This window comes from Amycolatopsis sp. NPDC102389 (assembly GCF_044765885.1).
In the GTDB taxonomy this organism is placed as follows: domain Bacteria; phylum Actinomycetota; class Actinomycetes; order Mycobacteriales; family Pseudonocardiaceae; genus Amycolatopsis.
In genome coordinates this window covers 248,284-271,929 of sequence record NZ_JBIWKX010000001.1, presented here as the reverse complement: position 1 = coordinate 271,929, position 23,646 = coordinate 248,284, and the positions used below count along the sequence as shown (strand labels likewise).

Annotated in this window: 18 protein-coding genes; 11 read left to right on the top strand and 7 right to left on the bottom strand. The window is 69.3% G+C overall.

Annotated elements, in window-relative coordinates:
* Positions 1–789: an ABC transporter permease gene (locus ACIRGA_RS01255; RefSeq protein WP_400935446.1), complete on the top strand. Its 789-nt coding sequence runs from the start codon at positions 1–3 to the stop codon at positions 787–789.
* A gap of 14 nt (positions 790–803) precedes the next feature.
* Positions 804–1,724 (top strand): ABC transporter permease, encoded by a 921-nt coding sequence (locus ACIRGA_RS01250; RefSeq protein WP_400935444.1) that lies wholly within the window; start codon positions 804–806, stop codon positions 1,722–1,724.
* Positions 1,725–1,744: 20 nt separating this feature from the next.
* Here ACIRGA_RS01250 and asnB read toward each other — a convergent pair whose 3' ends face one another.
* Entirely contained in the window at positions 1,745–3,577 is a 1,833-nt protein-coding gene (gene asnB / locus ACIRGA_RS01245; protein ID WP_400935442.1) for an asparagine synthase (glutamine-hydrolyzing), read from the bottom strand.
* Positions 3,578–3,921: 344 nt separating this feature from the next.
* Here asnB and kdpF point away from each other — a divergent pair, with 344 nt between their 5' ends.
* The 6 genes from kdpF to ACIRGA_RS01215 are packed head-to-tail and all read left to right on the top strand — an operon-like array spanning position 3,922 to position 11,678.
* Complete coding sequence (gene kdpF, locus ACIRGA_RS01240) at positions 3,922–4,023, top strand: K(+)-transporting ATPase subunit F (RefSeq protein ID WP_020630647.1); 102 nt, start codon at positions 3,922–3,924, stop codon at positions 4,021–4,023.
* Positions 4,023–5,684, top strand: a complete 1,662-nt coding sequence (gene kdpA / locus ACIRGA_RS01235; protein WP_400935440.1) for a potassium-transporting ATPase subunit KdpA — start codon at positions 4,023–4,025, stop codon at positions 5,682–5,684. Before kdpF ends, kdpA begins: the two co-directional genes overlap by 1 nt.
* Positions 5,681–7,774 carry a potassium-transporting ATPase subunit KdpB gene (gene kdpB / locus ACIRGA_RS01230; RefSeq protein ID WP_400935438.1) on the top strand — a complete coding sequence of 698 codons (2,094 nt, stop codon included), beginning with the start codon at positions 5,681–5,683 and terminating at the stop codon, positions 7,772–7,774. Before kdpA ends, kdpB begins: the two co-directional genes overlap by 4 nt.
* Before the next feature lie 3 nt (positions 7,775–7,777).
* A complete protein-coding gene (locus ACIRGA_RS01225; protein WP_400935437.1) occupies positions 7,778–8,389 on the top strand; it encodes a potassium-transporting ATPase subunit C in 612 nt (203 codons plus the stop codon).
* A gap of 5 nt (positions 8,390–8,394) precedes the next feature.
* Positions 8,395–10,980: a DUF4118 domain-containing protein gene (locus tag ACIRGA_RS01220; RefSeq protein WP_400935435.1), complete on the top strand. Its 2,586-nt coding sequence runs from the start codon at positions 8,395–8,397 to the stop codon at positions 10,978–10,980.
* Complete coding sequence (locus ACIRGA_RS01215) at positions 10,977–11,678, top strand: response regulator (protein WP_400935433.1); 702 nt, start codon at positions 10,977–10,979, stop codon at positions 11,676–11,678. The genes ACIRGA_RS01220 and ACIRGA_RS01215 overlap by 4 nt, the downstream gene beginning before the upstream one ends.
* A 77-nt stretch (positions 11,679–11,755) precedes the next feature.
* Here the strand turns inward: ACIRGA_RS01215 and ACIRGA_RS01210 are convergent, their stop codons facing one another.
* Positions 11,756–12,385: a hypothetical protein gene (locus tag ACIRGA_RS01210; RefSeq protein WP_400935431.1), complete on the bottom strand. Its 630-nt coding sequence runs from the start codon at positions 12,383–12,385 to the stop codon at positions 11,756–11,758.
* A gap of 167 nt (positions 12,386–12,552) precedes the next feature.
* Here ACIRGA_RS01210 and ACIRGA_RS01205 point away from each other — a divergent pair, with 167 nt between their 5' ends.
* Both ACIRGA_RS01205 and smc read left to right on the top strand, forming a co-directional pair.
* Positions 12,553–12,840: an acylphosphatase gene (locus ACIRGA_RS01205; RefSeq protein WP_400935429.1), complete on the top strand. Its 288-nt coding sequence runs from the start codon at positions 12,553–12,555 to the stop codon at positions 12,838–12,840.
* Between the two features lie 88 nt (positions 12,841–12,928).
* Positions 12,929–16,528, top strand: a complete 3,600-nt coding sequence (gene smc, locus ACIRGA_RS01200; protein ID WP_400935427.1) for a chromosome segregation protein SMC — start codon at positions 12,929–12,931, stop codon at positions 16,526–16,528.
* A 3-nt stretch (positions 16,529–16,531) separates the two neighbouring features.
* Here smc and ACIRGA_RS01195 read toward each other — a convergent pair whose 3' ends face one another.
* The 3 genes from ACIRGA_RS01195 to ACIRGA_RS01185 form a co-directional block, all read right to left on the bottom strand.
* On the bottom strand, positions 16,532–17,056 hold the full coding sequence (locus ACIRGA_RS01195; RefSeq protein WP_400935425.1) for a DUF3455 domain-containing protein: 525 nt from the start codon (positions 17,054–17,056) through the stop codon (positions 16,532–16,534).
* A gap of 90 nt (positions 17,057–17,146) precedes the next feature.
* A complete protein-coding gene (locus ACIRGA_RS01190) occupies positions 17,147–18,730 on the bottom strand; it encodes a sodium:solute symporter (protein ID WP_400935423.1) in 1,584 nt (527 codons plus the stop codon).
* A 9-nt stretch (positions 18,731–18,739) separates the two neighbouring features.
* Positions 18,740–19,948, bottom strand: a complete 1,209-nt coding sequence (locus ACIRGA_RS01185) for an anhydro-N-acetylmuramic acid kinase (RefSeq protein ID WP_400935421.1) — start codon at positions 19,946–19,948, stop codon at positions 18,740–18,742.
* Between the two features lie 152 nt (positions 19,949–20,100).
* Between ACIRGA_RS01185 and ftsY the strand changes: the two genes are divergently transcribed.
* On the top strand, positions 20,101–21,429 hold the full coding sequence (gene ftsY / locus ACIRGA_RS01180; RefSeq protein WP_400935419.1) for a signal recognition particle-docking protein FtsY: 1,329 nt from the start codon (positions 20,101–20,103) through the stop codon (positions 21,427–21,429).
* Here the strand turns inward: ftsY and ACIRGA_RS01175 are convergent.
* Positions 21,426–22,016, bottom strand: coding sequence for a hypothetical protein (locus tag ACIRGA_RS01175; RefSeq protein ID WP_400935417.1), 591 nt, complete (start codon positions 22,014–22,016; stop codon positions 21,426–21,428). The two genes, ftsY and ACIRGA_RS01175, sit on opposite strands and share 4 nt — an antisense overlap.
* 90 nt (positions 22,017–22,106) lie before the next feature.
* Positions 22,107–23,597, bottom strand: a complete 1,491-nt coding sequence (locus tag ACIRGA_RS01170; RefSeq protein ID WP_400935415.1) for an MFS transporter — start codon at positions 23,595–23,597, stop codon at positions 22,107–22,109.
* Positions 23,598–23,646 lie beyond the last annotated feature (49 nt).

Sequence of the window (23,646 nt, the reverse complement as noted above, 5' to 3'; positions counted from 1 at the left end):
ATGTTCTGGCTCACCTACCGCCAGCACCGGATGCAGCTGCTGATCACCGCGGGCATGCTCGTCGGTGTCGGGATCCTGTTGCTGGTCAACGGGAACGCCGCCGCGGACAGCCCGGACGCGGCGAAGCTCTTCAAGGATCTGTACACCTACCTCTCCTGGCTCCAGGTCGTCCCGGTGGCGATCGGCGTGTTCTGGGGTGCCCCGCTGGTCGCGGCGGAGTACGAACGCGGTACGACGAAACTCGTCTGGACCCAGTCGATCTCGCGGTTCCGCTGGCTCGGCGTTAAGCTGGGGTTCCTCGCCGTTCTCGCCACCCTCGGCGGGCTCGCGTTCGGCGCGATGATGCAGCGCTGGGTGGAGGTCTTCCCCACCGATCGCGGCGACACCGCCTTCACCAGCCGCTTCGACAACCCGGTCCTGTTCGCGATGACGGGCGTCGCACCAGGCGCGTGGTGGCTCTTCGGGTTCGTGCTCGGCACCGCCGCGGGCGCGCTCATCCGCAAGACCCTGCCCGCCATCGCCGTCACCATCGCGGTGACCGTCGGGCTGATGATCGGCGTGAGCAATTTACGTGACAGCTACGCGGAGCCCGAACTCGTCCCGCTGGGCAAGGATCCTGTCGGCCGCGTCGTCGAAATGGTCAGGGACGCCGCCGGGGAGATCACCGCGCTCAAGGTCCTGCCCCAAGACTGGTACTGGCGCTTCCAATGGACCGAAGCCGCGATCCTGGCGGGGATCTCGCTCCTGCTCGCCGTCGCCGCGACCTTCGCCATCCGGCGCCGTTCCTAGAAAGGCACATCTCCTTGCTTTGGCTCACCTGGCGGCAGCACCGTACCCAGCTGCTCGTCACCCTCGGGTTCCTGGCGGTGGTCGGCGGGATCCTGCTCCTGTCCGGGCAGATCGCCGGCCACGCCGCGAGCGGCGAGATCTCCTCGTACTGCTACGGCGGCGGCGTTCCTTGCCGCGAATACGACGCGGGACTGGAAGACCTCTACCAGAAGATCTACCCGCTGATCGTGATCCTGCCGTTCGTTCCGTTGCTGGCGGGCGTCTTCTGGGGCGCGCCGCTGCTCGCCAGGGAATACGAACGCGGCACGTATCAGCTCGCCTGGACGCAGTCGGTGAGCCGCGGCCGCTGGCTGGGCGTCAAGTTCGGCGTGCTGGCCTCCGCCGCGGCGCTCGCCGGGCTCGCCTCGGGACAGATGTTCGGCCGGTGGCTGGAGATCTTCCCAGGCAAGGCGGAAACGCTGAGCGAGACGTCGTACTTCGGCGCCGTCGGCGTCGCGCCGGCCGCGTGGTGGCTGTTCGCGTTCGCTCTCGGCGCCGCGGCGGGGGTGCTGGTGCACAAGACGCTGCCCGCCATCGCGATCACGGCCGCGGTGTTCGTCGCGGCCTCGATCACGTTGCTGCTCGTGCGGCCGCACTACGCCGAGCCGGTCCGGACGATCGGTGTCGATCCCTCCACAAAGGACGGATTGATCGTGCGAGCGGGCCGGGTCGCGCCGGACGGCCGGGAGCTGCGCCTGCTCGACGAGGTGCCCGAATGTCCTCGTGGCAAGGGGATGAACGCCTGTGTCGAGGCGGCGGGATATCAGGATTTCACCGTCTACCAGCCCGCCGCGCGATTCTGGCGGTTCCAGTGGACCGAGGCGGGCATCCTGCTCGCCGCGACCGCGGTGCTCGGGGGTGTCGCGGTAGGGGGCACGGTCCGCCGCCGTCGCTGAGACGGCGGCGGACCGGGTACTCAGTCGAGCTGAAGTTCGGGCCGGTACAGGTCGAACCAGTGGTAGAGGTCCAGCGCCCGGTCGATCCCCGAGCGCTGGGCCGAGGACATCGTGGCCGGGTCCACTTCGGACACACGGTGCAGCCAGTCACGGTCCACCAGTTCGAACACAGGATTGTCCCGTTCGGTCAGGGCCTCCTTGGCCTGCTGCTGCAAGGCCGCCGCGTAGCCGGGGTCCTGAGTGGACGGATACGGGCTCTTGACCCTGTCCCGCACCGACGTCGGCAGGACGTGTTCGGTCGCGTGCCGCAGCAGGCTCTTTTCCCTGCCGTCGAACGTCTTCAGCGACCACGGCGTGTTGTAGACGTACTCGACGAGGCGGTGGTCGCAGAACGGCACGCGCACCTCGAGCCCGACGGCCATCGACGCCCGGTCCTTGCGGTCCAGCAGCATCCGCACGAACCGGCTCAGGTGCAGGTTGCAGACCGTGCGCATCTTGCGGTCCTGCTCGCTCTCGCCGTCGAGGTGCTCGACCTGGGCGACGGCGGTGGCGTACTGGTCGGCGATGTAGCCGGGCAGGTCCAGCTTCTCCCGGACCTCGCCGCGCAGGAGGGTGCCCCGCTCGCTGGTGAGCCCCATCCGGAAGGCGAGCCAGGGGAAGGTTCCCGAGTTCACCGCGGCTTCGTCGTGGAACCAGCGGTATCCGCCGAAGACCTCGTCGGCGGATTCGCCGGACAGCGCCACCGTCGACTCGGCGCGGATCGCCTTGAACAGCAGGTAAAGCGACGTGTCCATGTCGCCGAGCCCGGCCGGGATGTCCCGCGCGGTCAGTACCTTGCGGCGGACCTCGGGGTCGCTGAGCTCGGCCGGGTTCAGCACGACGTCCTTGTGGTCGGAGCCGACCAGCCGCGCGACGTCACGGATGTACGGCGAGTCCGGGGTGTCCCGGACCTCGTCCGGCTGGAAGTTCTCCTCCTGCCCCTGGAAATCGACGGAGAACGTGCGCAGCCGCTCACCCTGTTCGGCCAGCCGCGCGGCGGCGAGCCCGGTGACGGCACTGGAATCGAGGCCGCCGGAGAGCAGGACACAGCGGGGCACGTCGGCGATCAGCTGACGGTGCACGATGTCGGTCATCAGCTCGCGCACCCGCTCGACCGTGGTCTCCTGGTCGTCGGTGTGCTGTTTCGCGTCGAGCTTCCAGTAGGTCCGTGTGCGGATCCCGGAGCGGTCGACCGTGACGATCGTGCCCGGGCCGACCTCGTGCATGCCCTTCCACAGCGACCAGCCGGGGGCCTTGGTCATGGACATCAGCTCGCGCAGGCCGTCGGTGTCGACCACCTTGCGCGCCAAGGGATTCGCGAGGATCGCCTTCGGCTCGGAACCGAAGAGGACGCCGTCCGGGGTCGGGTAGTAGTAGAACGGCTTGATACCCATACGGTCGCGGATCATCACGAGCTTCTCGTCGCGCTCGTCCCAGATCGCGAAGGCGTACATCCCGTTGAGGTGGTCGACGACCTCGTCGCCCCACTCCAGGTAGCCGTGGAGCACGACCTCGGTGTCACTGTCGGTCTCGAATTTGTGGCCGCGCTTGAGAAGTTCCTCGCGCAGCTCGGTGAAGTTGTACGCCTCGCCGCTGTAGACCATCGCGGCCAGCCCGGCTTCGGCCATCGGCTGCCTGCCGCCCGGCAGGTCGATGATCGCCAGCCGCCGGTGACCCAGCGCCACCTGGGGCCGCACCCAGGTGCCCGAGTCGTCCGGCCCGCGGCACGCCATGGTCGCGGTCATCGCGTCGACCACTTCGCGGCGTTGTGTCAGGTCAGTGCCGAAGGAGACCCACCCTGCGATTCCGCACATCGCTACCTCCTGGTGATTAGTTAGCACATACAACTATCCGTAACACTGGTGTAACACGGTTCGGCCGGCTTGTCTGCCCGAATTGCACGCTCCGTCCGCAGTGCGTCACGTTCTGTGGGCCACGTCACCGGGCATCAAGAAGTCGTAAAGGCACCCGATCGGGGCATCAAGAGGCCGTCAGGCGAGGGTCGCGATGGCTTGTGCCAGGCGCAGTGTTGCGGGGTCCTGGTCGCCGATGGGGTGACCTGTCTTGAGAGGTGCCTAGTGGCCGACTTGCTTTACGCCGTGCTCCTGATCGGCGTATTCGTGGTTCTCGCCCTGACCCTTCGCGGTCTGGAGAAGCTGTGACCGGCACGGGAACCGTGGCCAATGTCGTCGGCGGGCTGCTGGCGCTGGGGCTGATCGTCTATTTGTTCATCGCACTGGTCAGGCCGGAGAAATTCTGATGTCAGACACCGCGGCCGGCCTTCTGCAGGCCGGCCTCCTCCTCGTCGCGCTCGCCGTGGTCTACCGGCCACTGGGCGACTACATGGCGCGGGTCTTCTCGACCGAGAAGCACACCAAGGCCGAGCGCGGCCTGTACCGCCTGTTCCGGGTGAACCCCGGATCGGAACAGCACTGGAAGACCTACGCGTCCGCCGTGATCGGCTTCTCGTTCGTCTCCGTCGTGTTCCTGTACCTGCTTCAGCGGCTCCAGGCGATCCTGCCGTGGAGCCTCGGCAAGGAACCGGTCTCGCCGGCGGTCGCCTTCAACACCGCCGTCAGCTTCGTGACCAACACGAACTGGCAGTCCTACAGCCCCGAAGCGACCATGGGTCACTTCGTGCAGATGGCCGGCCTGACCGTGCAGAACTTCCTGTCCGCGGCCGTCGGGCTCGCGGTCGCCATCGCGGTCGTCCGCGGCTTCGTCCGCTCGAAGACCGACCGCCTCGGCAACTTCTGGGTGGACCTGACGCGCGGCACGATCCGGATCCTGCTGCCGATCGCCTTCGTGGCGGCGATCGTGCTGATCGCGCTCGGCGTCGTCCAGAGCCTCAAGAGCGGTGTCGACGTCCTCAACCCGGACGGCAGCACGAGCAAGATCGCGCTCGCGCCCGCCGCGAGCCAGGAAGCCATCAAGGAACTCGGTACCAACGGCGGCGGCATCTTCAACGCCAACTCCTCGCACCCGTTCGAAAACCCGAACGCCTGGACCAACCTGATCGAGATCTTCCTGATCCTGGTCATTCCGGTCTCGCTCACCCGGACGTTCGGCAAGCTCGTCGGCAACACCAAACAGGGCTATGTCCTGCTTTCGGTGATGGCCGGGCTCTTCACCGCGATGCTCGCGGTGACCTGGCTGTCCGAAGCCAACGCGAGCGGGCCGGCTTCGCTGGCCGCCGGGGCGAACATGGAGGGCAAGGAACAGCGGTTCGGCATCGGCCTGAGTTCGCTGTTCGCCAACGCCACCACGGGCACGTCCACGGGTGCGGTCAACAGCATGCACGACAGCTACAGCGGGCTCGGCGGTGGCGGAGCGCTGCTCAACATGCTGCTGGGCGAGATTTCGCCGGGCGGGGTGGGCACCGGTCTCTACGGCATCCTCGTGATGGCCGTGATCGCGATGTTCCTCGCCGGGCTGATGGTCGGCCGCACACCGGAATACCTGGGGAAGAAGCTCGGGAAACGCGAGGTCACCTGCGCGGCCGTCTCCATGCTGGCGATGCCGACGGTGGTCCTGCTCGGCTCCGGTGTCGCGCTGATGCTGGCCGACACCCCGGCAGCCATGACCAACTCCGGCGCGCACGGCCTCTCCGAAGTCCTGTACGCCTACGCGTCGGCGGGCAACAACAACGGCAGCGCGTTCGGCGGGCTCACCGTGACGAACGACTGGTTCCAGTCGTCGCTGTCGGTGGCGATGCTGCTCGGCCGGTTCATCCCGATCCTCGCCGTGCTGTGCCTGGCCGGATCCCTTGCCTCCCAGCGGAAGGTTCCGGAGACCGCCGGCACGCTGCCCACCACCGGGCCCCTCTTCGGCACGATGCTCGCGGGCACGATCGTGCTCGTCGCGGCCCTCACCTTCATCCCGGCGCTCGCGCTCGGGCCCATCGCAGAGGCACTCGCATGACCGTCACACAGGACCGCACTCCCGAAGAAACAACCCAGCACCACGTGGAGAACACCGGCCGGGTCGGCGCGGGGATCTTCAGCCCGCGACAGCTGCTGACCTCTCTTCCCGAGGCGCTGCGCAAGCTCAACCCCAAACACCAGCTCGCCAACCCGGTCATGTTCGTGGTGTGGATCGGCTCGGCGCTGACCACGGTCTTCGCGATCACCGACCCGAGCGTGTTCACCATCCTCATCACGATCTGGCTGTGGTTCACCGTCCTGTTCGCGAACCTCGCCGAGGCCGTCGCGGAGGGCCGGGGCAAGGCGCAGGCCGAAACCCTGCGGCGCAGTAAGAAGGAGACCGTCGCGCGCCGCCTCACCGAGGACGGCGACGAGGAGACCGTGCCGGGTGCCGACCTGCGTGTCGGCGATCTCGTGGTCGTCGAGGCCGGACAGGTCATCCCTGGCGACGGTGACGTCGTCGAGGGCATCGCGACCGTCGACGAATCGGCCATCACCGGTGAGTCGGCGCCGGTCATCCGCGAATCGGGCGGCGACCGGTGCGCGGTCACCGGCGGCACGACCGTGCTCTCGGACCGCGTCGTCGTGAAGATCACCACCAAACCCGGCGAGTCCTTTGTGGACCGCATGATCGCCTTGGTGGAGGGCGCTTCCCGGCAGAAGACGCCGAACGAGATCGCGCTGACGATCCTGCTCTCGACGCTCACCATCATCTTCCTGCTCGCCGTCGTGGCGCTGCAGCCGATGGCGGGCTACTCCGGCAGCCAGCAGTCCGTGATCGTGCTGACCGCGCTGCTGGTCTGCCTGATCCCGACGACGATCGGCGCGCTGCTGTCCGCGATCGGCATCGCCGGGATGGACAGGCTGGTGCAGCGCAACGTCCTCGCGACGAGCGGTCGGGCGGTGGAGGCCGCCGGCGACGTCTCCACGCTCCTGCTGGACAAGACCGGCACGATCACCTTCGGCAACCGCAAGGCCACCGAGCTGATCCCGGTCGGCGTGTCCACTGTGGACGACATCGCCAAGGCGGCCCGGCTCTCCAGCCTCGCCGACGGCACGCCGGAAGGCCGCAGCATCGTCGAACTCGTCGCGAGGGAACACGGGCTCGCGGAGACCGCGTCCGCCGACGAGAAGCTCGCGGATTTCGTCGAGTTCACCGCACAGACCCGGATGAGCGGCATCGACATCGGCGAACGGCAGGTCCGCAAGGGAGCCACCGCCTCGGTGCGCGAGTGGGTCCGCGAACGCGGCGGCGACATGCCGGACGAGACCGAACGTGTCGTCGACGAGATCAGCCAGCAGGGCGGGACTCCGCTGGTGGTGGCGGAGTACGACGGCGCGAAAGCGTTCGTGCGCGGCGTGATCCGGCTGTCCGATGTGGTCAAACCCGGGATGAAGGAGCGGTTCGTCCAGCTCCGCGCGATGGGCATCAAGACCGTCATGATCACCGGCGACAACCCGTTGACGGCCAAGGCCATCGCGCGGGACGCGGGCGTCGACGACTACCTCGCCGAGGCCAAGCCCGAAGACAAGATGGCGCTGATCAAGAAGGAGCAGGAGGGCGGGCGGCTGGTCGCGATGACCGGCGACGGCACCAACGACGCCCCCGCGCTCGCGCAGTCCGACGTCGGCGTCGCGATGAACACCGGGACCTCCGCCGCCAAGGAGGCGGGGAACATGGTGGACCTCGACTCCGACCCGACGAAGCTGATCGAGATCGTGGAGATCGGCAAACAGCTGCTGATCACCCGCGGCGCGCTGACCACCTTCAGCGTCGCCAACGACCTCGCGAAGTACTTCGCCATCCTGCCCGCGATGTTCACCGGCATCTTCGCCCAGCTCGGCGCGCTCAACGTCATGCAGCTGGCGACGCCGAAGTCGGCGATCCTCTCGGCGGTCATCTTCAACGCGCTGATCATCGTCGGGCTGATCCCGCTCGCCCTGCGCGGCGTCCGGTACAAGCCGTCGTCGGCCTCGGCGCTGCTGCGCCGGAACCTGCTGGTCTACGGCCTCGGCGGCATCGTCAGCCCGTTCCTCGGGATCTGGCTGATCGACCTGCTCGTCCGTCTCATCCCTGGAATCGGGTAACTCATGAACGCACTGCTGAAGCAGACCCTCGCCGGGCTGCGCGTCCTGCTCGTCTTCACGGTCCTGCTGGGTGTGGTCTACCCCCTGGGTGTCTGGGCGATCTCCCGGATCCCCGGCCTCGATGGCAACGCCGAGGGCTCGATCATCACCCAGAACGGGCAACCCGTCGGCTCGTCCCTGATCGGGATCGACCCGGTCGCGGCGGACCCCGCCAAGGACCCGTGGTTCCACAACCGCCCGTCCGCGGGTTCGAAGGACGCCCTCGGCCCCGGCGACCCGTCGTCGTCCGGCGCGTCGAACAAGGGCCCGTACAACGAGGACCTGGTCGCCGCGATCGGTGAGCGCAAAAAGCTCATCGCCGCCCGCGAAGGTGTCCAGGAGTCGCAGGTGCCCGCGGACGCGGTGACGGCGTCGAGCTCCGGGATGGATCCGGCGATCAGCGTCGCCTACGCCGACCTCCAGATTCCCCGAGTGGCCAGGAACACGGGCCTGTCCGAGGAGAAGGTCCGGCAGCTCGTGGCCGGCACCACGAGCGGTGCCGGGATCGGTGTGCCGGGCGTCAATGTGCTGAAGGTCAACTTGGCCGTGCGTGACGCGGCCGGAGGAGCACACTGACAAGCGTGGACGAGAACACGACCAAGCCGCGCCGGGGTGAGCTGAGGATCTACCTCGGCGCGGCCCCGGGCGTCGGCAAGACCTTCGCGATGCTCGGCGAGGCGCGGCGACGCCTCGACCGGGGTACCGACGTGGTCATCGGCCTGGTCGAGACGCACGGGCGGAAGAAGACCGCGGAACTCGTCGAAGGACTGGAGGTCGTCCCGCGCCGCCGGTCCGCGCACCGGGACCGCGAGTTCGAGGAGATGGACCTCGACGCGTTGCTCGCCCGCGCGCCCGAGGTCGCCGTGGTCGACGAACTCGCGCACACCAACGTGCCGGGATCGCGCAACGAAAAGCGCTGGCAGGACATCGACGAACTGCTCGCCGCCGGCATCGACGTCCTCTCCACGGTCAACGTGCAGCATCTGCAGAGCCTCAACGACGTCGTCGAGCGGATCACCGGCGTCACCCAGCAGGAGACGGTGCCCGACGAGGTCGTGCGGCGGGCCGAACAGCTGGAGCTGGTCGACATCACGCCCGAGGCGCTGCGGCGGCGTCTGGCGCACGGCAACGTGTACCCGGCCGAGCGGATCGACGCGGCGCTGGGCAACTACTTCCGGCCCGGCAACCTCACGGCGTTGCGGGAGCTCGCGTTGCTGTGGGTCGCCGACCAGGTCGACGTGGCGCTGCAGCGGTACCGGGCCGAGCAGAAGATCACCGACACGTGGGAAGCACGCGAACGGGTGGTCGTGTCCATCACCGGCGGTCCCGAGAGCGAGACGCTGATCCGCCGCGCGAGCCGTATCGCGAACCGCGCGGGCGCCGAACTGCAGGTGCTGCACATCCTGCGCGGCGACGGGCTCGCCGGGATGGGGCCGACGGCGGTCGGCAAGTACCGGAAGCTGGCCGAAGAGGTCGGCGCGACCTTCCACACCGTCGTCGGCGACGACGTGCCGACGGCGCTGCTCGACTTCGCGCAGGGGGTGAACGCGACCCAGCTGGTGGTCGGGACCTCACGGCGGTCACGGGTGGCGAGGCTGTTCGACGAGGGCATCGGCGCGGCCGTGGTCCAGCGGTCCGGCCCGATCGACGTCCACATGGTCACGCACGCCCAAGCGGGCGGACGGCTGCGAGCCCGCTTCACCCGGAGCCCGCTCACGCCTTCGCGGCGGCTGACCGGTTGGGTGCTTTCGCTGATGCTGCCCGCTTTGGCGACGCTGCTCGGCGTCCTGCTGAGGGACCATCTCGACTTCTCCACCGACGTGGTCGACTACGTCCTCGCGACCGTGCTGGTCGCGCTCGCGGGCGGGCTCGGGCCCGCGCTCCTGGCGGCGGTGCTTTCGGCGGGGCTGCTGAACTTCTTCTTCACCCCGCCGCTGTACACGTTGACCGTCCACGAACCGCGCAACGTGATCACGCTGGTCGCGATGGTGCTGGTGGCGATCCTCGTCGCCGCGGTCGTCGACACCGCGGCCCGGCGCGCGACGCAGGCCGCGCGGGCGCGGACCGAGGCGGCGCTGCTCGCCTCCTACGCGCGGACGGTGCTCACGCACACGAACCCGATCGAGCGGCTGCTGGAGAAGGTCCGCGAGAACTTCGGCCTGACTTCGGTGACCCTGCTGGAAAAGCGGGACGGGAAGTGGAAGCGGGTGGCGAACGCCGGCACGGACCCCTGCGCCGACCCGGACCAGGCCGACGCCGACATCGCGGTCACCGCCGACGTCCACCTGACGTTGCGGGGCCGCGCGCTGCCCGCGTCGGACCGGGGAGTGCTCGAAGCCGTCGCCGGTCAGGCGTTGCTGGCCCTGCGGCAGCAGCGGACGGCGAAGGCGGCCATCCGCGCCGAACGCAAGGCCGAGGCGACCGAACTCCGCACGGCGTTGCTGTCGGCCGTGGGACACGACCTCCGTACCCCGCTGACGTCGATCAAGGCGTCCATCGGGAGCCTGCGCGCGACCGACATCTCACTGTCCGAAGAGGACACCGACGAACTGCTCGAAGCGATCGAGGAATCGGCGGACCGGCTCGCCGGTCTGATCGACAACCTGCTCGACTCGTCGCGGCTGGCGACCGGTGCCGTGCGCCCGCACCTGCGCCCGGTCGGCTACGACGAGGTGGTCTCGCACGCGTTGTCCAATGTGGACAACTCGGAGTCGGTCGTGGTCGCGATCGACTCGCGGCTGCCGTCGGTGTGCGCCGACCCCGGCCTGCTGGAACGGGTCGTGGCGAACGTGATCGACAACGCCCTGCGGCACGGTGTTTCCGGCGAGCCGGTTTCGGCCCGCGCCAGCACGCATTCGGAGCACGTCGAACTGCGCATCATCGACCACGGGCGCGGGCTCAAGAAGGGCACCGCGGACTCGGCGTTCGCGCCGTTCCAACGGCTCGGGGGAGACCGGGACAGCGTGCCCGGCGTGGGGCTGGGGCTGTCGGTCGCCAAGGGGTTCACCGAGGCGATGGGCGGGCGGATCCGGGCGGAGGACACGCCCGGTGGCGGGCTCACCGTCGTCATCTCGCTGCCCGCATATGTTGGTCAGGATCCGGAAAAGAGCCTCCTCGCTTTCGACGACGAGGGCCTCGAGAACGAAGAGGAGGAGCGAGTGCGATGAGCGCAGACACCACGTCGGCGACCGTGCTGGTCGTCGACGACGAACCGCAGATCGTGCGAGCCCTGCGGATCAACCTGTCCGCCCGCGGCTACAAGGTGATCACCGCGCACGACGGGACGGCCGCGCTGAAGGCCGTCGCCGAGACCAAACCCGACGTCGTCGTGCTCGACCTCGGCCTGCCCGACCTCGACGGCACCGAGGTGATCGCCGGGCTCCGCGGCTGGACGACGGTGCCGATCATCGTGCTGTCCGCGCGCGGCGACTCGGCCGACAAGGTGCAGGCCCTCGACGCCGGCGCCGACGACTACGTCACCAAACCCTTCGGCATGGACGAACTGCTCGCGCGGCTCCGGGCCGCCGTCCGCCGGTCGGCCACGTCCACTGTGGACGGTGCGGACGCGGTGGTGGACACGGGATCCTTCCGTATCGACCTCGCGGCGAAGAAGGTGCGGCGGGACGGCAAGGAAGTCCATCTCACCAAGACCGAATGGGGCGTGCTGGAACTGCTGGTGCGCAACCGGGGCCGTCTGGTGGCGCAGAAGCAGCTGCTGCACGAGGTGTGGGGGCCGACGTACGAGACCGAGTCGCACTACCTGCGGGTGTATCTGGCGCAGCTGAGGCGGAAGCTGGAACCGGAACCCTCGCGGCCGCGGCACCTGCTGACGGAACCGGGGATGGGCTACCGCTTCGAAATGTGAGGCCCGCGCCGCGAAGTAGTGAAGGCCTCCTTCCCTACCCTCAAGGTAGGCAAGGAGGCCTTCACGGACCCGCGGTCTTACTGAGCGTTGCTCGTGGACGTGTCGGTGCCGGAGGTGCTGGACCGGCCCGGGGTCGACTCGCTGGGGGCGCCGCTGGAGCTGGAGCCGCCACCTGTGGTGGTGGTCGGGGTCTCCGACGGGGGCGTCGTGGTCGGAGGGGTCGTCTTCGTCGGCGTGGTCGTGGTCGGCGGCGTGGGCTTCGGGGTCGACGTCGGCGGCAGGACCGTACGCGTCGGCTCGCCGCCGCCCGGAGGCGTCACCGGCGGGGGCGGGGCGACGACACTCGTCGTCTCCTTGCCGTCCGCCCCGACCGACGTCACCGTGGTCGGCGGCGCCGTCGAGCTGGAGGGCGCGCCGGGGGTCGGCGAGCCGCTGACGGTCATCGGGCCGCCGGGGACGGCGTTGCCCGGGACCAGCTGGACGCCGGCGGGAGCGACGCCCTGCCCGCCGCCGGGGACACCGGTGCCGCCCGCGGTGGCGGAGACGCCGGGGCCCGCGAGTTCGGCGATCGCGGCGAAGGCCGTGGCCACCACGAGGCCGCTGACACCGAGTACTGCGTAACCGGCGCGGTTGAGCTTGCCGGTGGCGCCGCGCGGCGGTGCCACGGACACGCGTGCGCTCGAATCAGACCCGTCGGGACGGGGCATGTGCTGGCTCCTCGGATGGGGGACTTCGGGGAGTTCGGCTACCCGGGCGAGGTAGCCCAAAGTGGGGACCCGGCGCGGAGATTATCACCGCCACTTCACCGTCTGCGAACTACAGCGAACCTGGTGTTCACCCTCCGCGTTCATCCGCATGGTGCACGATAGGGGTCGTGAGTGAAGAAGTAACGCACATCAGGCTGACCGCGTGGGTGCACGGCCGGGTGCAGGGTGTCGGTTTCCGCTGGTGGACCCGCAGCAGGGCCCTTGAGCTGGGGTTGGTCGGCAGCGCGGGCAATCTGCCGGACGGGCGTGTCGAGGTGGTAGCGGAGGGTGTTCGTGAACACTGTGAGCGGCTTTTAGCGGCTCTGCGATCCGGGGAATCACCCGGAAGTGTGGATCACGTCGTCGAGCGGTGGTCGCCCGCGAAGGGCGGGCTACGCGGGTTCGTGGAGCGCTGAGGCCCCGCGTCCCACGATCACCGTGAGCACACAGGTAGCCTTGGCCGATTGAAAGACCGGTTCCCGCAGCCAGAGGGGTCAGCACGACGTGCACCTGAAGAGCCTGACGCTCAAGGGCTTCAAGTCCTTCGCCTCGGCGACGACGTTGCGTTTCGAGCCGGGCATCACCTGCGTGGTCGGCCCGAACGGGTCCGGCAAGTCGAATGTCCTCGACGCGCTCCGCTGGGTCATGGGCACCCAGGGCGCGAAGGACCTGCGCGGCGGCAAGATGGAGGACGTCATCTTCGCCGGGACCGCCGGCCGCGCCCCGCTCGGGCGCGCCGAGGTCACCCTGACCATCGACAACGCCGACGGCGCGCTGCCCATCGAGTACTCCGAGGTCTCGATCACCCGCCGGATGTTCCGTGACGGCGCGAGCGAATACGAGATCAACGGCGACCGCTGCCGTCTGATGGACGTGCAGGAACTGCTGTCGGACTCCGGTATCGGCCGCGAGATGCACGTCATCGTCGGGCAGGGACAGCTTTCGGCGATCCTCGAATCCAAGCCCGAGGAGCGCCGCGCCTTCATCGAAGAGGCGGCCGGTGTCCTCAAGCACCGCAAGCGCAAGGAACAGACCCTGCGCAAGCTCGCGAACATGCAGGGCAATCTCGACCGCCTCGGCGACCTCACCACCGAGCTCCGCCGCCAGCTCAAACCGCTGGGCAAGCAGGCCGAGATCGCCCGCAAGGCACAGTGGGTGCAGTCGGAACTGCGCGACGCCCGGCTGCGGCTGTTCGCCCACGACCTCGTCACCCAGCGCGAAGGCATCGCCAAGGAAGAGGCCGACGAGCGCGTCGCCCGCCAGCGTCGCGCCGAGGTCGAGCAGGCGCTGGAGATCGTCGCCGCCGAAGAGGCCGAGCTCGAAGCGTCGCTCGCCGAGGACGCGCCGAAGCTCGCCGCAGCTCAGGAGACTTGGTACAAGCTTTCCGCTTTGACGGAGCGGTTGCGCGGCACGGTGCGGCTCGCGCTGGAGCGTCAGCGGCACCTGTCGTCCGACGTGCAGCAGGCGAGCACCGGCCGCGACCCCGACGAGCTGCTGGCCGAGGCCGAGCAGGTCGCCGAGCGGGAGCAGGAGCTCAACGAGGCCGTCGCCGAGGCCCGCATGGTGCTTTCGGAGACCGTCCAGCGGCGCGAGCAGCTCGAACACCTCGTCCAGGCCGCCGAGCGCGCGCATATGGCCGCCGTCCGCGCGATCGCCGACCGCCGGGAAGGGCTCGCGAAGCTCTCCGGGCAGGTCGAGGCGCTGCGCAGCAAGAACGGCGCCACCTCCGACGAGATCGACAGGCTCACCGTTTCGCTCGAAGAGGCCGCCGAGCGGGCGGAGATCGCCGTCGAGGAGCTCGAAGAGGCCAAGGCGGCGGGCGGCGTCGAGGAATCCGACGACTCCGACCTGCAGGCCCATCACGACCGCGCGGTGGAGGCCAACAACGCCGCCAAGGCGCGGGTCGAGGAGCTGGTCAAGGCCGAGCGGGCCGCCGAACGCGAGATCGCGTCGGAGAAGGCCCGCGTCGAAGCGCTGTCGATGGGCCTGCGGCGCAAGGACGGCGCGGGCGCGCTGCTCGGCGCGCAGCACGAACTGCCGGGCCTGCTCGGTTCGGTGGCCGCGCTGCTGACCGTCGAGGCAGGCCACGAGGTCGCGCTGGCCGCGGCGCTCGGCCCGGTCGCCGACGCGGTCGCGGTCAACGGCGGCGCCGATGCGCTCGCCGCGCTGAAGTTCTTGAAGGACAACGATTCCGGTCGCGCGGGCATTCTGCTCGGCGGCCTGGAATCCACTGTGGACACCAGCTCCTGGCCGTCGCTGCCCGAGGGCGCGCGCTGGGCGCGGGAAGTCGTCACGGCGCCGCCCGCGTTGCGCTCCGCCGTCGAGCACGCGCTCGACCGGGTGGCCATTGTGGACGGTCTGGAGACCGCGCGCCGTCTCGTGGAGGTGTACCCCGAGGTCAGCACGGTCACCCCGGAGGGCGACGTTTTCGGTGCCCGCTGGGCGGTCGGCGGTTCGGCCCGCAGCGAGAGCGTCATCGAGGTGCAGGCCGCGGTCGACGAGGCGGGCGACCGGCTGAACGCCGCCGAGCGCGCGCTGGAACGCACCGCCGCGGAGCTCGAAGGCGCCCGCGCCGGGCAGGCCGCCAGGCGCGAAGAGGTCGGCAGGGCCAAGGAAGCGCTCGGGGACGCGAAGGTCCGCAAGGCGCGTTCGTCCGAGCGCCTGAACCGGATGCAGCAGGCCGCGCGCGCCGCGCAGGCGGAGATGGACCGGCTGAGCAACCAGCGCGCCAAAGTCGAGCAGAGCCGCGAAGAAGCGTTGCGGCAGCTAGCCGAACTCGAAGAGCGGCTGGCCGCCGTCGCCGAACAGGAAGTCGACGAGGATCCGGACACCGCCGAGCGCGACCAGGCCGCCGAAGACCTCGGCACGGTCCGCCAGGAGGAGATGGAGTCCCGGCTCGCGCTGCGCACCGCCGAGGAACGCGCGCGGAGCATCCAGGGCAAGGCCGAATCGCTCCGCCGGGCCGCGCACGCCGAGCGTCAGGCGCGCGAACGTGCCGAAAAGTCCAGGGCCGCACGGAAACGCGGTGCTGAGATCGCCAACGCGGTGGTCAACGGCGGCGAGATCGCGCTGGAGCGCATCGAGGTCTCCGTGCAGCGCGCCGCCCACGAACGGGACGAGGCGCAAGCGCAGCGGCAGTCGCGGGAGACCGCGCTGACCCAGGTCCGCAGCAAGGTCCGCGAGCTGACCGGCGAACTCGAGAAGCTCACCGACGCCGTCCACCGCGACGAGGTGCTGCGCGCCGAACAGCGGCTGCGGCTGGAACAGCTCGAAACCAAGATCGCCGAAGACTTCGGCATCGGCCTCGAAGACCTCGTCAGCGAGTACGGCCCGGACGTTCCCGTGCCGCCGAGCGCGGGGGAGATGGCCGAGTACGAGGCCGCCAAGGAACGCGGCGAGGACGTCACCCCGCCGCCGCCCATGCCGTTCGACCGCGATACCCAGGCCCGCCGGGCGAAGCGCGCGGAGAAGGACCTGAGCCTGCTGGGCAAGGTCAACCCGCTGGCGCTGGAGGAGTTCGCGGCGCTGGAGGAGCGGTACAAGTTCCTCTCGACCCAGCTCGAAGACCTCAAGGACACCCGCAAGGACCTCGAAGCCGTCATCAAGCAGGTCGACGAAAAGATCCTCGAGGTCTTCGCGTCGGCGTACGAAGACGTCGCGCGCGAGTTCGAAACCGTGTTCAGCGTGCTGTTCCCGGGCGGTGAGGGGCGCATGGTGCTCACTCAGCCCAACGACCTGCTCTCCACCGGTGTCGACGTCGAAGCGCGCCCGCCGGGCAAGAAGGTCAAGCGGCTCTCGCTGCTCTCCGGTGGCGAGAAGTCGCTCGTCGCCGTGGGCATGCTGGTGGCGATCTTCCGCGCCCGGCCTTCGCCCTTCTACGTCATGGACGAGGTCGAGGCCGCGCTCGACGACACCAACATGCGACGGCTGATCGGGCTGCTGGAGCAGCTGCGGGATTCTTCGCAGCTGATCATCATCACCCACCAGAAGCCGACCATGGAGATCGCCGACGCCCTGTACGGCGTTTCGATGCAGGGCGACGGCATCACGAAGGTGATCTCGCAGCGGCTGCGGACCTCCGAAGAGGACCCGGTCTCCGCCTAGCGCCTACTTCGCGACCCAGAAGGCGTAATCCGCGGAGTACCGGCTCGCCGTCTGCGCACCGGTCGTGCACGTGCCCGCCGGAGCGAGTCCGCCGCGCGTGTCGAGCCGCTGGACGTAGGTGACCTTGCCGAAGACTCCGTCACCGCTGTTGAGATTCGCCTTCAGCAGCACTTCCGGCACCGCGTCCGGTCTGGGACTGGAGGCACCGGGGACCGCCGCCGCGCCGACCGTACTTCCGTCCACAGTGGACGTCCACACCGGACCCTTGCTGTGCAGCGCGATCGCCTGCCCGCGATGGCTCAGCGTCGCGGCCGGCTGGATCAGCGTCCACGCCCCGTTGGCGCAGCCGTAGATCTGCACGCCTTCGCCCCGGTATGTGACGAGGTGTTTGTTCCCTTCCGGCACTTTGACGGCCTCCGGCACGGGGCGCTGCTTCCCGCTCGTGCCGGAATCGCTCGCGGCATAGGCGGTGGCGCCACTGCCGAGCAGCAGGGCACCGACCGCGATGGACACGGTTGCTCGCTTCATCGTCTCTCCCTCTCCTCGCCCGCCGTCTTCAGGCAGGTCCCGGAGCCGACACGGAGGAGAGGGAGAGACGGTTCAAATGTGTGACTCGGGTCACACTTGCGAAGGTTCCTTGACGTCCGGCTCCGCGAGCGGGTCCACGCTCCCGTGCCGCAGCGACAGCAAACCGCCCACCACGAGCGTGATCACCACACCGCACAGCGTGTACCACGGCCACGCCAGCGCCACCGTGTTCCCGGACGCCTTGCCGAAGTCGACGCCGATCAGGCTGCCGTCCGGTTTGTTGAACTTGACGCCCAGGATGATGAACGCCATCACGATCACCGTCGACACGAACGCCACGATGGCGTCCGCCTGCCTCGCCCGCTTGATCAGCAGCCCCAGGAGGAACGCACCGAGCAGCGCGCCGTAGGTGTAGCCGGTGATGCCGAGCGCCTGCACCACGATCGGATCGGCCGAGGTCTTGTTGGAAGAGGCGAAGAAACCCGCGCACAGGATCAGCGCGCCCGCCCAGACGATCGTCCAGATCCGGCCGTGCCTCAGCCGGTCGGCCTCCGGGAGCTCCCGGCCGATCACCCGTTCGTAGACGTCGGTCACCGTCGACGAGGCCAGCGCGCCGAGCGACGAACTCAGTGCGGCGGCGAGGATCCCGGCGATCACGAACCCGGACAGGCCGCTCGGCAGGTCGTTCACGATGAAGTTCGCGAACAGTTCGTCCTTGTTGGCCAGCCCCAGGCCTTCCGGCTTCGGCTTGGTCGGGGCAAGGCCGTTGTAGAGCGCCCACAGCAGCACGCCGATGAACAGGAACAGCGCGAACTGGATGAACACCACGAAACCGCTGGCCACCAACGCCTTACGCGCGGCACGCAGATCGTTGGTGGACTGAAGGCGCTGCACGATCAGCTGGTCCGAGCCGTGGGAGGCCATCGAGAGCACCGCGCCGCCGATCAGCGCGGTGAAGAACGCGTACTGCCCGGTGAGCATGTTCGAGGAGAAGTCGAAGATCTGGAACTTGTTCGCGTCGACGGCCTTGCCGAACCAGCCGTCCGGCAGCCTGCCGGCGATCACCCAGATCACCACGACCGCGCCGAGGATGTACCAGAGCATTTGGATCGCGTCGACCCAGACGACCGCGCGGACCCCGCCGAAGAAGCTGTAGAGCACCATCGCGATACCGAGCCCGACCACGATGGTCCAGTACGAGACGTTCAGGCCGTAGGCCGCCATCACCACCTTGATCGGGATCGCGGTGGCGAACAGCCGGATGCCGTCGGCCAGCGTGCGGGTGAGCAGGAAGGTCACCGACGCGGTGCCCTGCAGCCCGCTGCCGAAGCGCTTGCCGAGGAAGGCGTACGCGGTGACCAGGTTGCCCGCCACGTAACGCGGCAACAGCACCATCGACACCACGATCCGGCCGGCGATGTAGCCGATGGCCAGCGCGAGGTAGGTCATCCCGCCGTCGCCGGGGGTGGCGATGTAGGCCACCGTCGGCACGGAGAGCACGGTGAGGGTGGACGTCTCCGCGGAGACCACCGAGAGGCAGGCCACCCACCAGGAGATCTTGCCTTCGCCGACGAAGTAGTCGGAGCCGGATTTCTGTTTGCCACCGATCCAAACGCCCAGCAAGGGCATGCCGACCAGAAAAAGCCCGATGATCGCGAGGTCAAGTGCGCGCATCCATATCTCCTATCGCTCGCCGGTCTTCGCCGCTACCCGTAACCGGGTCACGGTTGAGCTGTGCGGGGCGGGGAGCCGCAGGGGGCCCGCGCCCGGGGTGATGCTGCCGAGCAACCGGTGGCCGCGGGCGCCGGTCGCCGACGGGAGATTCCCCGGGACGCCGGACCAGGTCAGCCAGCCGAGCAGAATGGTCAGGTATGCCTCTTTGCCCGCGCGCGGCAGCCCATGGTCGTCGCTGGTCTTCAGGGCCGTCCCGGGCAGGTTCCTGGCGAGCGCGGCCATCAGCGCCGGATTGTCGGCGCCGCCGCCGGAGACGATCAGCGTGGCGATGTCGTGGCGGCGGCATTCCGCGGCGATCGTCACCGCGGTCAGTTCGGTGAGCGTCGCCAGGAGATCCTCCGCGCCGACCGGCGGGAGGCCGTCCAGCGCCGCGTCGAGGTACGCGCCGTGGAACAGCTCCTTGCCGGTGGATTTCGGCGGCGCGGCCGCGTAATACGGGTCGAGCAGGAGTTTCGCCAGCAGGTCGGGCCGGACGGCGCCGCGCAGGGCGAGCGCGCCGTCGATGTCGGCACGACGGCCGGTGACGCGGTGCGCGGCGATGTCCATCAACGCGTTGCCGGGGCCGGTGTCGTAGGCCAGGACGGCACCGTCGGCCGGTACCACGGTGATGTTCGCGATGCCGCCGATGTTGAGCGCCGCGACCGGGCCGAGCGCGGCCATTTCCCGCAGCCACAACGCGTCCAGCGTGCTGGCGAGCGGCGCGCCGTGCCCTCCGGCGGCGACGTCGCGGACGCGCAGGTCGGCGACGACCGGCAGTCCGGTGCGTTCGGCGATCCACGCCGGGTTGCCCAGTTGCAGGGTGCCGCGCGCGGTGCCGTCCTCGACCCAGTGGAACACCGTCTGACCCAGGGAGGCGACGAGGTCGGCCTCGCCGCCGGCCAGTTCGTCGACGCCGCGCGCGGCCGCCTCGGCGAAGGCCCGCGCCACCAGTGTGTCGAGCTTCGTGAGCTGTTCGGCGTCGCAGGGATTCGGCGGAAGGGCGGCGAGCAGGGCTTCGCGGAGCGTTTCGGGGTAAGGGACTTCGAGCTGGCCGAGCGGCGAAAGCACCACCGTGTCCCCGTCGGCGCGCAGTTCGGCGGCCGCCACGTCGATCCCGTCGATCGACGTGCCGGAGATGAGTCCGATCACCCGGACCCCAGAGCCGGAAGAAACCGTCATTCGGAGTGGTCTAGCCCTCGATCCCGAGGCCGCGCAAGCGACACCGTTTCTTCTTGTCCGAAATGAGTCCTATCCAGTGGATGCCTGACAAGATCGGCTTCCTTCCCGTGGGGCGTCTGAGCGCGACGGGGTGCGGATGCGAGGATGGCGCCGTGTCGAGTACCCCCTGGTTCTGGATCGTTGTCGTTGCCGTCGTGGTCCTGGTCGCCGTTCTGGTGGCCGGGCTGCTCATCGCGCGCCGCCGCCGGATCAGCCTGGACGAGTCCAAGGCTGCCGACGTCGTCGAGAAGCCGAAGGGTGGCGGCTATACCGCGACAGGCGGGATCGCGCTCGCGCCTGGCGGCGAGAAGACCGAAGAACCCGAGCACCCGGTCGAGGAGCGTCCCGAAACCGACGGCCAGCCCGCCGTCGGGGACGACGCCGCGGTGCCGCGGGATTCCGCGCAGCGGACGGTGCGCGACGTCGAACTGCCCGAACCCGCCGAAGCCACTGAAGTCACTGAGGAAACGGTCCCCGAGCCCACCCCCGCTCCTGCCGAGGAGATCGCTCCGGCCACGGGTCGCCTGGAGCGGCTGCGCGGCAGGCTCGGCAAGTCCCGTTCGGTGTTCGGGCAGAGCCTGCTGGGCCTGCTGGGCGCCGGCGACCTGGACGAGGACTCCTGGCAGGACGTCGAGGACACGCTGCTCATGGCGGACCTGGGCGCCGCGACGACCACCGAGATCGTCGAGCGTCTTCGCGACGAGCTGAAGCGCCGCGCCGTTCGGACGTCGGAGGAGGCGCGCGCGGTCTTGCAGGAGGTGCTGACCGCCGCCCTGTCGACCGACGCGGTGCGGGCCGTCCGCGCGCTGCCGCACACCGTCGACGGGGTGAAGCAGCCCGCCGTCGTGCTGGTCGCCGGGGTCAACGGCACCGGCAAGACCACCACCACCGGCAAACTCGCCCGGGTGCTCGTCGCGCAGGGGAGCACCGTGGTGCTCGGCGCGGCCGACACCTTCCGCGCCGCCGCGGCGGACCAGCTGCAGACGTGGGCCGAGCGCGTGGGCGCGGAGGTCGTGCGCGGCAAGGAAGGCGCGGACCCGGCGGCGGTCGCCTTCGACGCGGTCAAACGCGGCATCGAGGCGGGCGTGGACGCGGTCCTGGTCGACACCGCCGGCCGTCTGCACACCAAGACCGGCCTGATGGACGAGCTGGGCAAGGTCAAGCGAGTCGTCGAGAAGCAGGCGAAGGTCGACGAGGTGCTGCTGGTGCTCGACGCCACCACCGGGCAGAACGGGCTGATGCAGGCTCGCGTGTTCTCGGAGGTCATCGACGTCACCGGCATCGTCCTGACCAAACTGGACGGCACCGCGAAGGGCGGCATCGTCTTCCAGGTGCAGCGTGAACTCGGCGTGCCGGTGAAGCTGGTCGGCCTCGGTGAGGGGCCGGACGATCTGGCGCCGTTCGAGCCGGGCGCGTTCGTCGCGGCCCTGCTCAGCAGCTAGGCCGCGCGCATGCGGGGGACCAGCACTTCCACCAGGTAGCGGGAGACGTGGAGGCGGTGGTCCAGGCAGAGTCCGTAGTTCCTCCCGGGGCCATCGCACATCAGGCATCCCGGGCGCTTGAAGCCGGCCGCCGGGGGCGACCCGGCGGCTCGGATGAGCACCGGAGCCGGGCGGATACAGGCTTTCTCGGTGCCGTTGCCGCCCAGCCACAGCAACTGTGACCCGACGGCGTGAAGGATCGGCGAGGGGCCGAGCCGGGGAGACAGTTCGTGGATCTTCGCCGTGATCTCGTAGCGGCCTCGTTTCAGCCGCACACGGGCGGTTTCCCCGAGCACCATGTCCAGCCTCAGGCTCTCCTCGTGCCCGGGGTGACGGTCGAGCCTCCGCAAAGTAAGGACGACCGGTGCTTTCGCGCCCCGGTAGTACGGCAAGGTGTACTTCACCGTGATGTCGAGGTCGCTGGTCGCTTCGGCGCCTTGGACGCTGAGATCGTGCCGCTGTCGCTTCCGGCCGGCTGAGGTCACCGCTCGGTCGAGGGCCTTCTCCGCGAGCTTCTGCCCGATCCAGGTGATCATCGCGTCGACCATCTGAAATCCCCTCGCTCGGCTCACCTCGAGGTTACGGCGAAGGCGCCTCTCCCGGCTCTGCCGAAAGAGGGGCCTTCGCGGACTTCCCGGTCAGGCGGAGACCGGAGCCTCGGCCGGGACCGGCGCCGTCTTCTTGTCCCGCATCACCAGGAACGCGACCACCGCCGCGGCCAGCACACCCACCGCGCTCACCAGGAACGTTGTCGACATCGCCGAGGTGAACGACTCGCGGGCCGCGGCGATGAGGCCGCCGTCGCCGGTCGCGAAGGCGTCGCCGATCGAAAGCCGCGCCTGCGCCGGGGCGAACTCGGGCATATGCGACGTGAACAGGCTCGACACGATGCTGCCCAGGATCGCGATGCCGAGCGCGGCACCCAGCTGCTGGATGGTGTCGTTGAGCGCGGAGCCGACCCCGGCCTGCTCCTCCGGGACCTCGCCCATCAGCGCCGCGATCGCCGCCGGCATGGCCAGTCCGCCGCCCGCGCCGAGCAGGAACAGCGCGACCGCGGGCAGCAGGAAGCCCTCGTTCGCCGACATCGTCGCGAGCAGGCCGAACCCACCCGCCATCACGATCATGCCGGCCGTGGCCAGCGCGCGGTTGCCGATCTTCTGGCCCAGCGTGGCGCCGAGGGTGTTGCACAGCAGCGACGCGACGGCCATCGGGATGAACGCGAGACCCGCCTCGGTCGGGGTGTAGCCGAGCACGAACTGCAGGTACTGGGTCAGGAGCAGCAGCAGGCCGCCGTTGCCGATCTGCACCAGCGTGAGCGACAGGCTGCCGCCGCTGAAGTTGCGCTTGCGGAACAGCTTCAGCGGGACCATCGGCGACGGCGTGTGCCGCTCCCAGAGCACGAAGCCGGTCAGGCTCACCGCCGCGATCGCCAGCGGGATCAGGGTGCCGGCCTCGGCGAGGCCGTGCTTGGGCAGTTCGATGATCGTCCAGACCAGCGCGACCATGCCGGTCGCGGACAGGATCGCGCCGAGCGGATCCGGCTTCTGCCACGGGCCCTTGGACTCCGGCATCAGCGTGAGCGCCGCGAGCACCGCGATGACGACGATCGGCACGTTGATCAGGAACACCGCGCCCCACCAGAACCACGCGATCAGCACGCCGCCCAGCACCGGACCGCCGATCAGGCCGATCATCGCGACCGCGCTCCACGCCGCCATCGCCTTGCGGCGCTCTTCGTCGTCGAAGACGGTGATCAGGATCGACAGGGTGCTCGGCATGATCAGCGCGCCGCCGACGCCCATCACCGCGCGGGACGCGATCAGTTCGAGCGGGTTCGTGGCGAACGCGGCGACGAGTGAGGCCGCCCCGAACAGGAGGAGGCCGATGATCATGACCTTCCGGCGCCCGAACCGGTCGCCGAGGCTTCCCGACGTGAGCAGCAGGCCGGCGAAGACCAGGATGTAGGAGTCCAGGATCCATTGCGTGTCCTGGGCGCTCGCCCCGAGATCTTCGGCCAGCGGCGGCACGGCGACGGTCAGCACCATGTTGTCGACCACCAGCACCAGCGTGCTCAGGCACAGCACGATCAGGATCCACCAGCGGCGTGGATCGCGGATGGGCTCGTTCATCGGGAAACCCCCAGAAGTGTTTGCGTACGTTGTTCGTTCGATGCGCACA

Bases quoted from the DNA above. Each gene is read 5' to 3' on its own strand.
- ACIRGA_RS01255 (WP_400935446.1), top strand. From the start codon at position 1: ATGTTCTGGCTCACCTACCGCCAGCACCGGATGCAGCTGCTGATCACC.
- asnB (WP_400935442.1), bottom strand. From the start codon at position 3,577: ATGTGCGGAATCGCAGGGTGGGTCTCCTTCGGCACTGACCTGACACAA.
- kdpA (WP_400935440.1), top strand. From the start codon at position 4,023: ATGTCAGACACCGCGGCCGGCCTTCTGCAGGCCGGCCTCCTCCTCGTC.
- kdpB (WP_400935438.1), top strand. From the start codon at position 5,681: ATGACCGTCACACAGGACCGCACTCCCGAAGAAACAACCCAGCACCAC.
- ACIRGA_RS01225 (WP_400935437.1), top strand. From the start codon at position 7,778: ATGAACGCACTGCTGAAGCAGACCCTCGCCGGGCTGCGCGTCCTGCTC.
- ACIRGA_RS01215 (WP_400935433.1), top strand. From the start codon at position 10,977: ATGAGCGCAGACACCACGTCGGCGACCGTGCTGGTCGTCGACGACGAA.
- ACIRGA_RS01210 (WP_400935431.1), bottom strand. From the start codon at position 12,385: ATGCCCCGTCCCGACGGGTCTGATTCGAGCGCACGCGTGTCCGTGGCA.
- ACIRGA_RS01195 (WP_400935425.1), bottom strand. From the start codon at position 17,056: ATGAAGCGAGCAACCGTGTCCATCGCGGTCGGTGCCCTGCTGCTCGGC.
- ACIRGA_RS01190 (WP_400935423.1), bottom strand. From the start codon at position 18,730: ATGCGCGCACTTGACCTCGCGATCATCGGGCTTTTTCTGGTCGGCATG.
- ACIRGA_RS01185 (WP_400935421.1), bottom strand. From the start codon at position 19,948: ATGACGGTTTCTTCCGGCTCTGGGGTCCGGGTGATCGGACTCATCTCC.
- ACIRGA_RS01175 (WP_400935417.1), bottom strand. From the start codon at position 22,016: ATGGTCGACGCGATGATCACCTGGATCGGGCAGAAGCTCGCGGAGAAG.
- ACIRGA_RS01170 (WP_400935415.1), bottom strand. From the start codon at position 23,597: ATGAACGAGCCCATCCGCGATCCACGCCGCTGGTGGATCCTGATCGTG.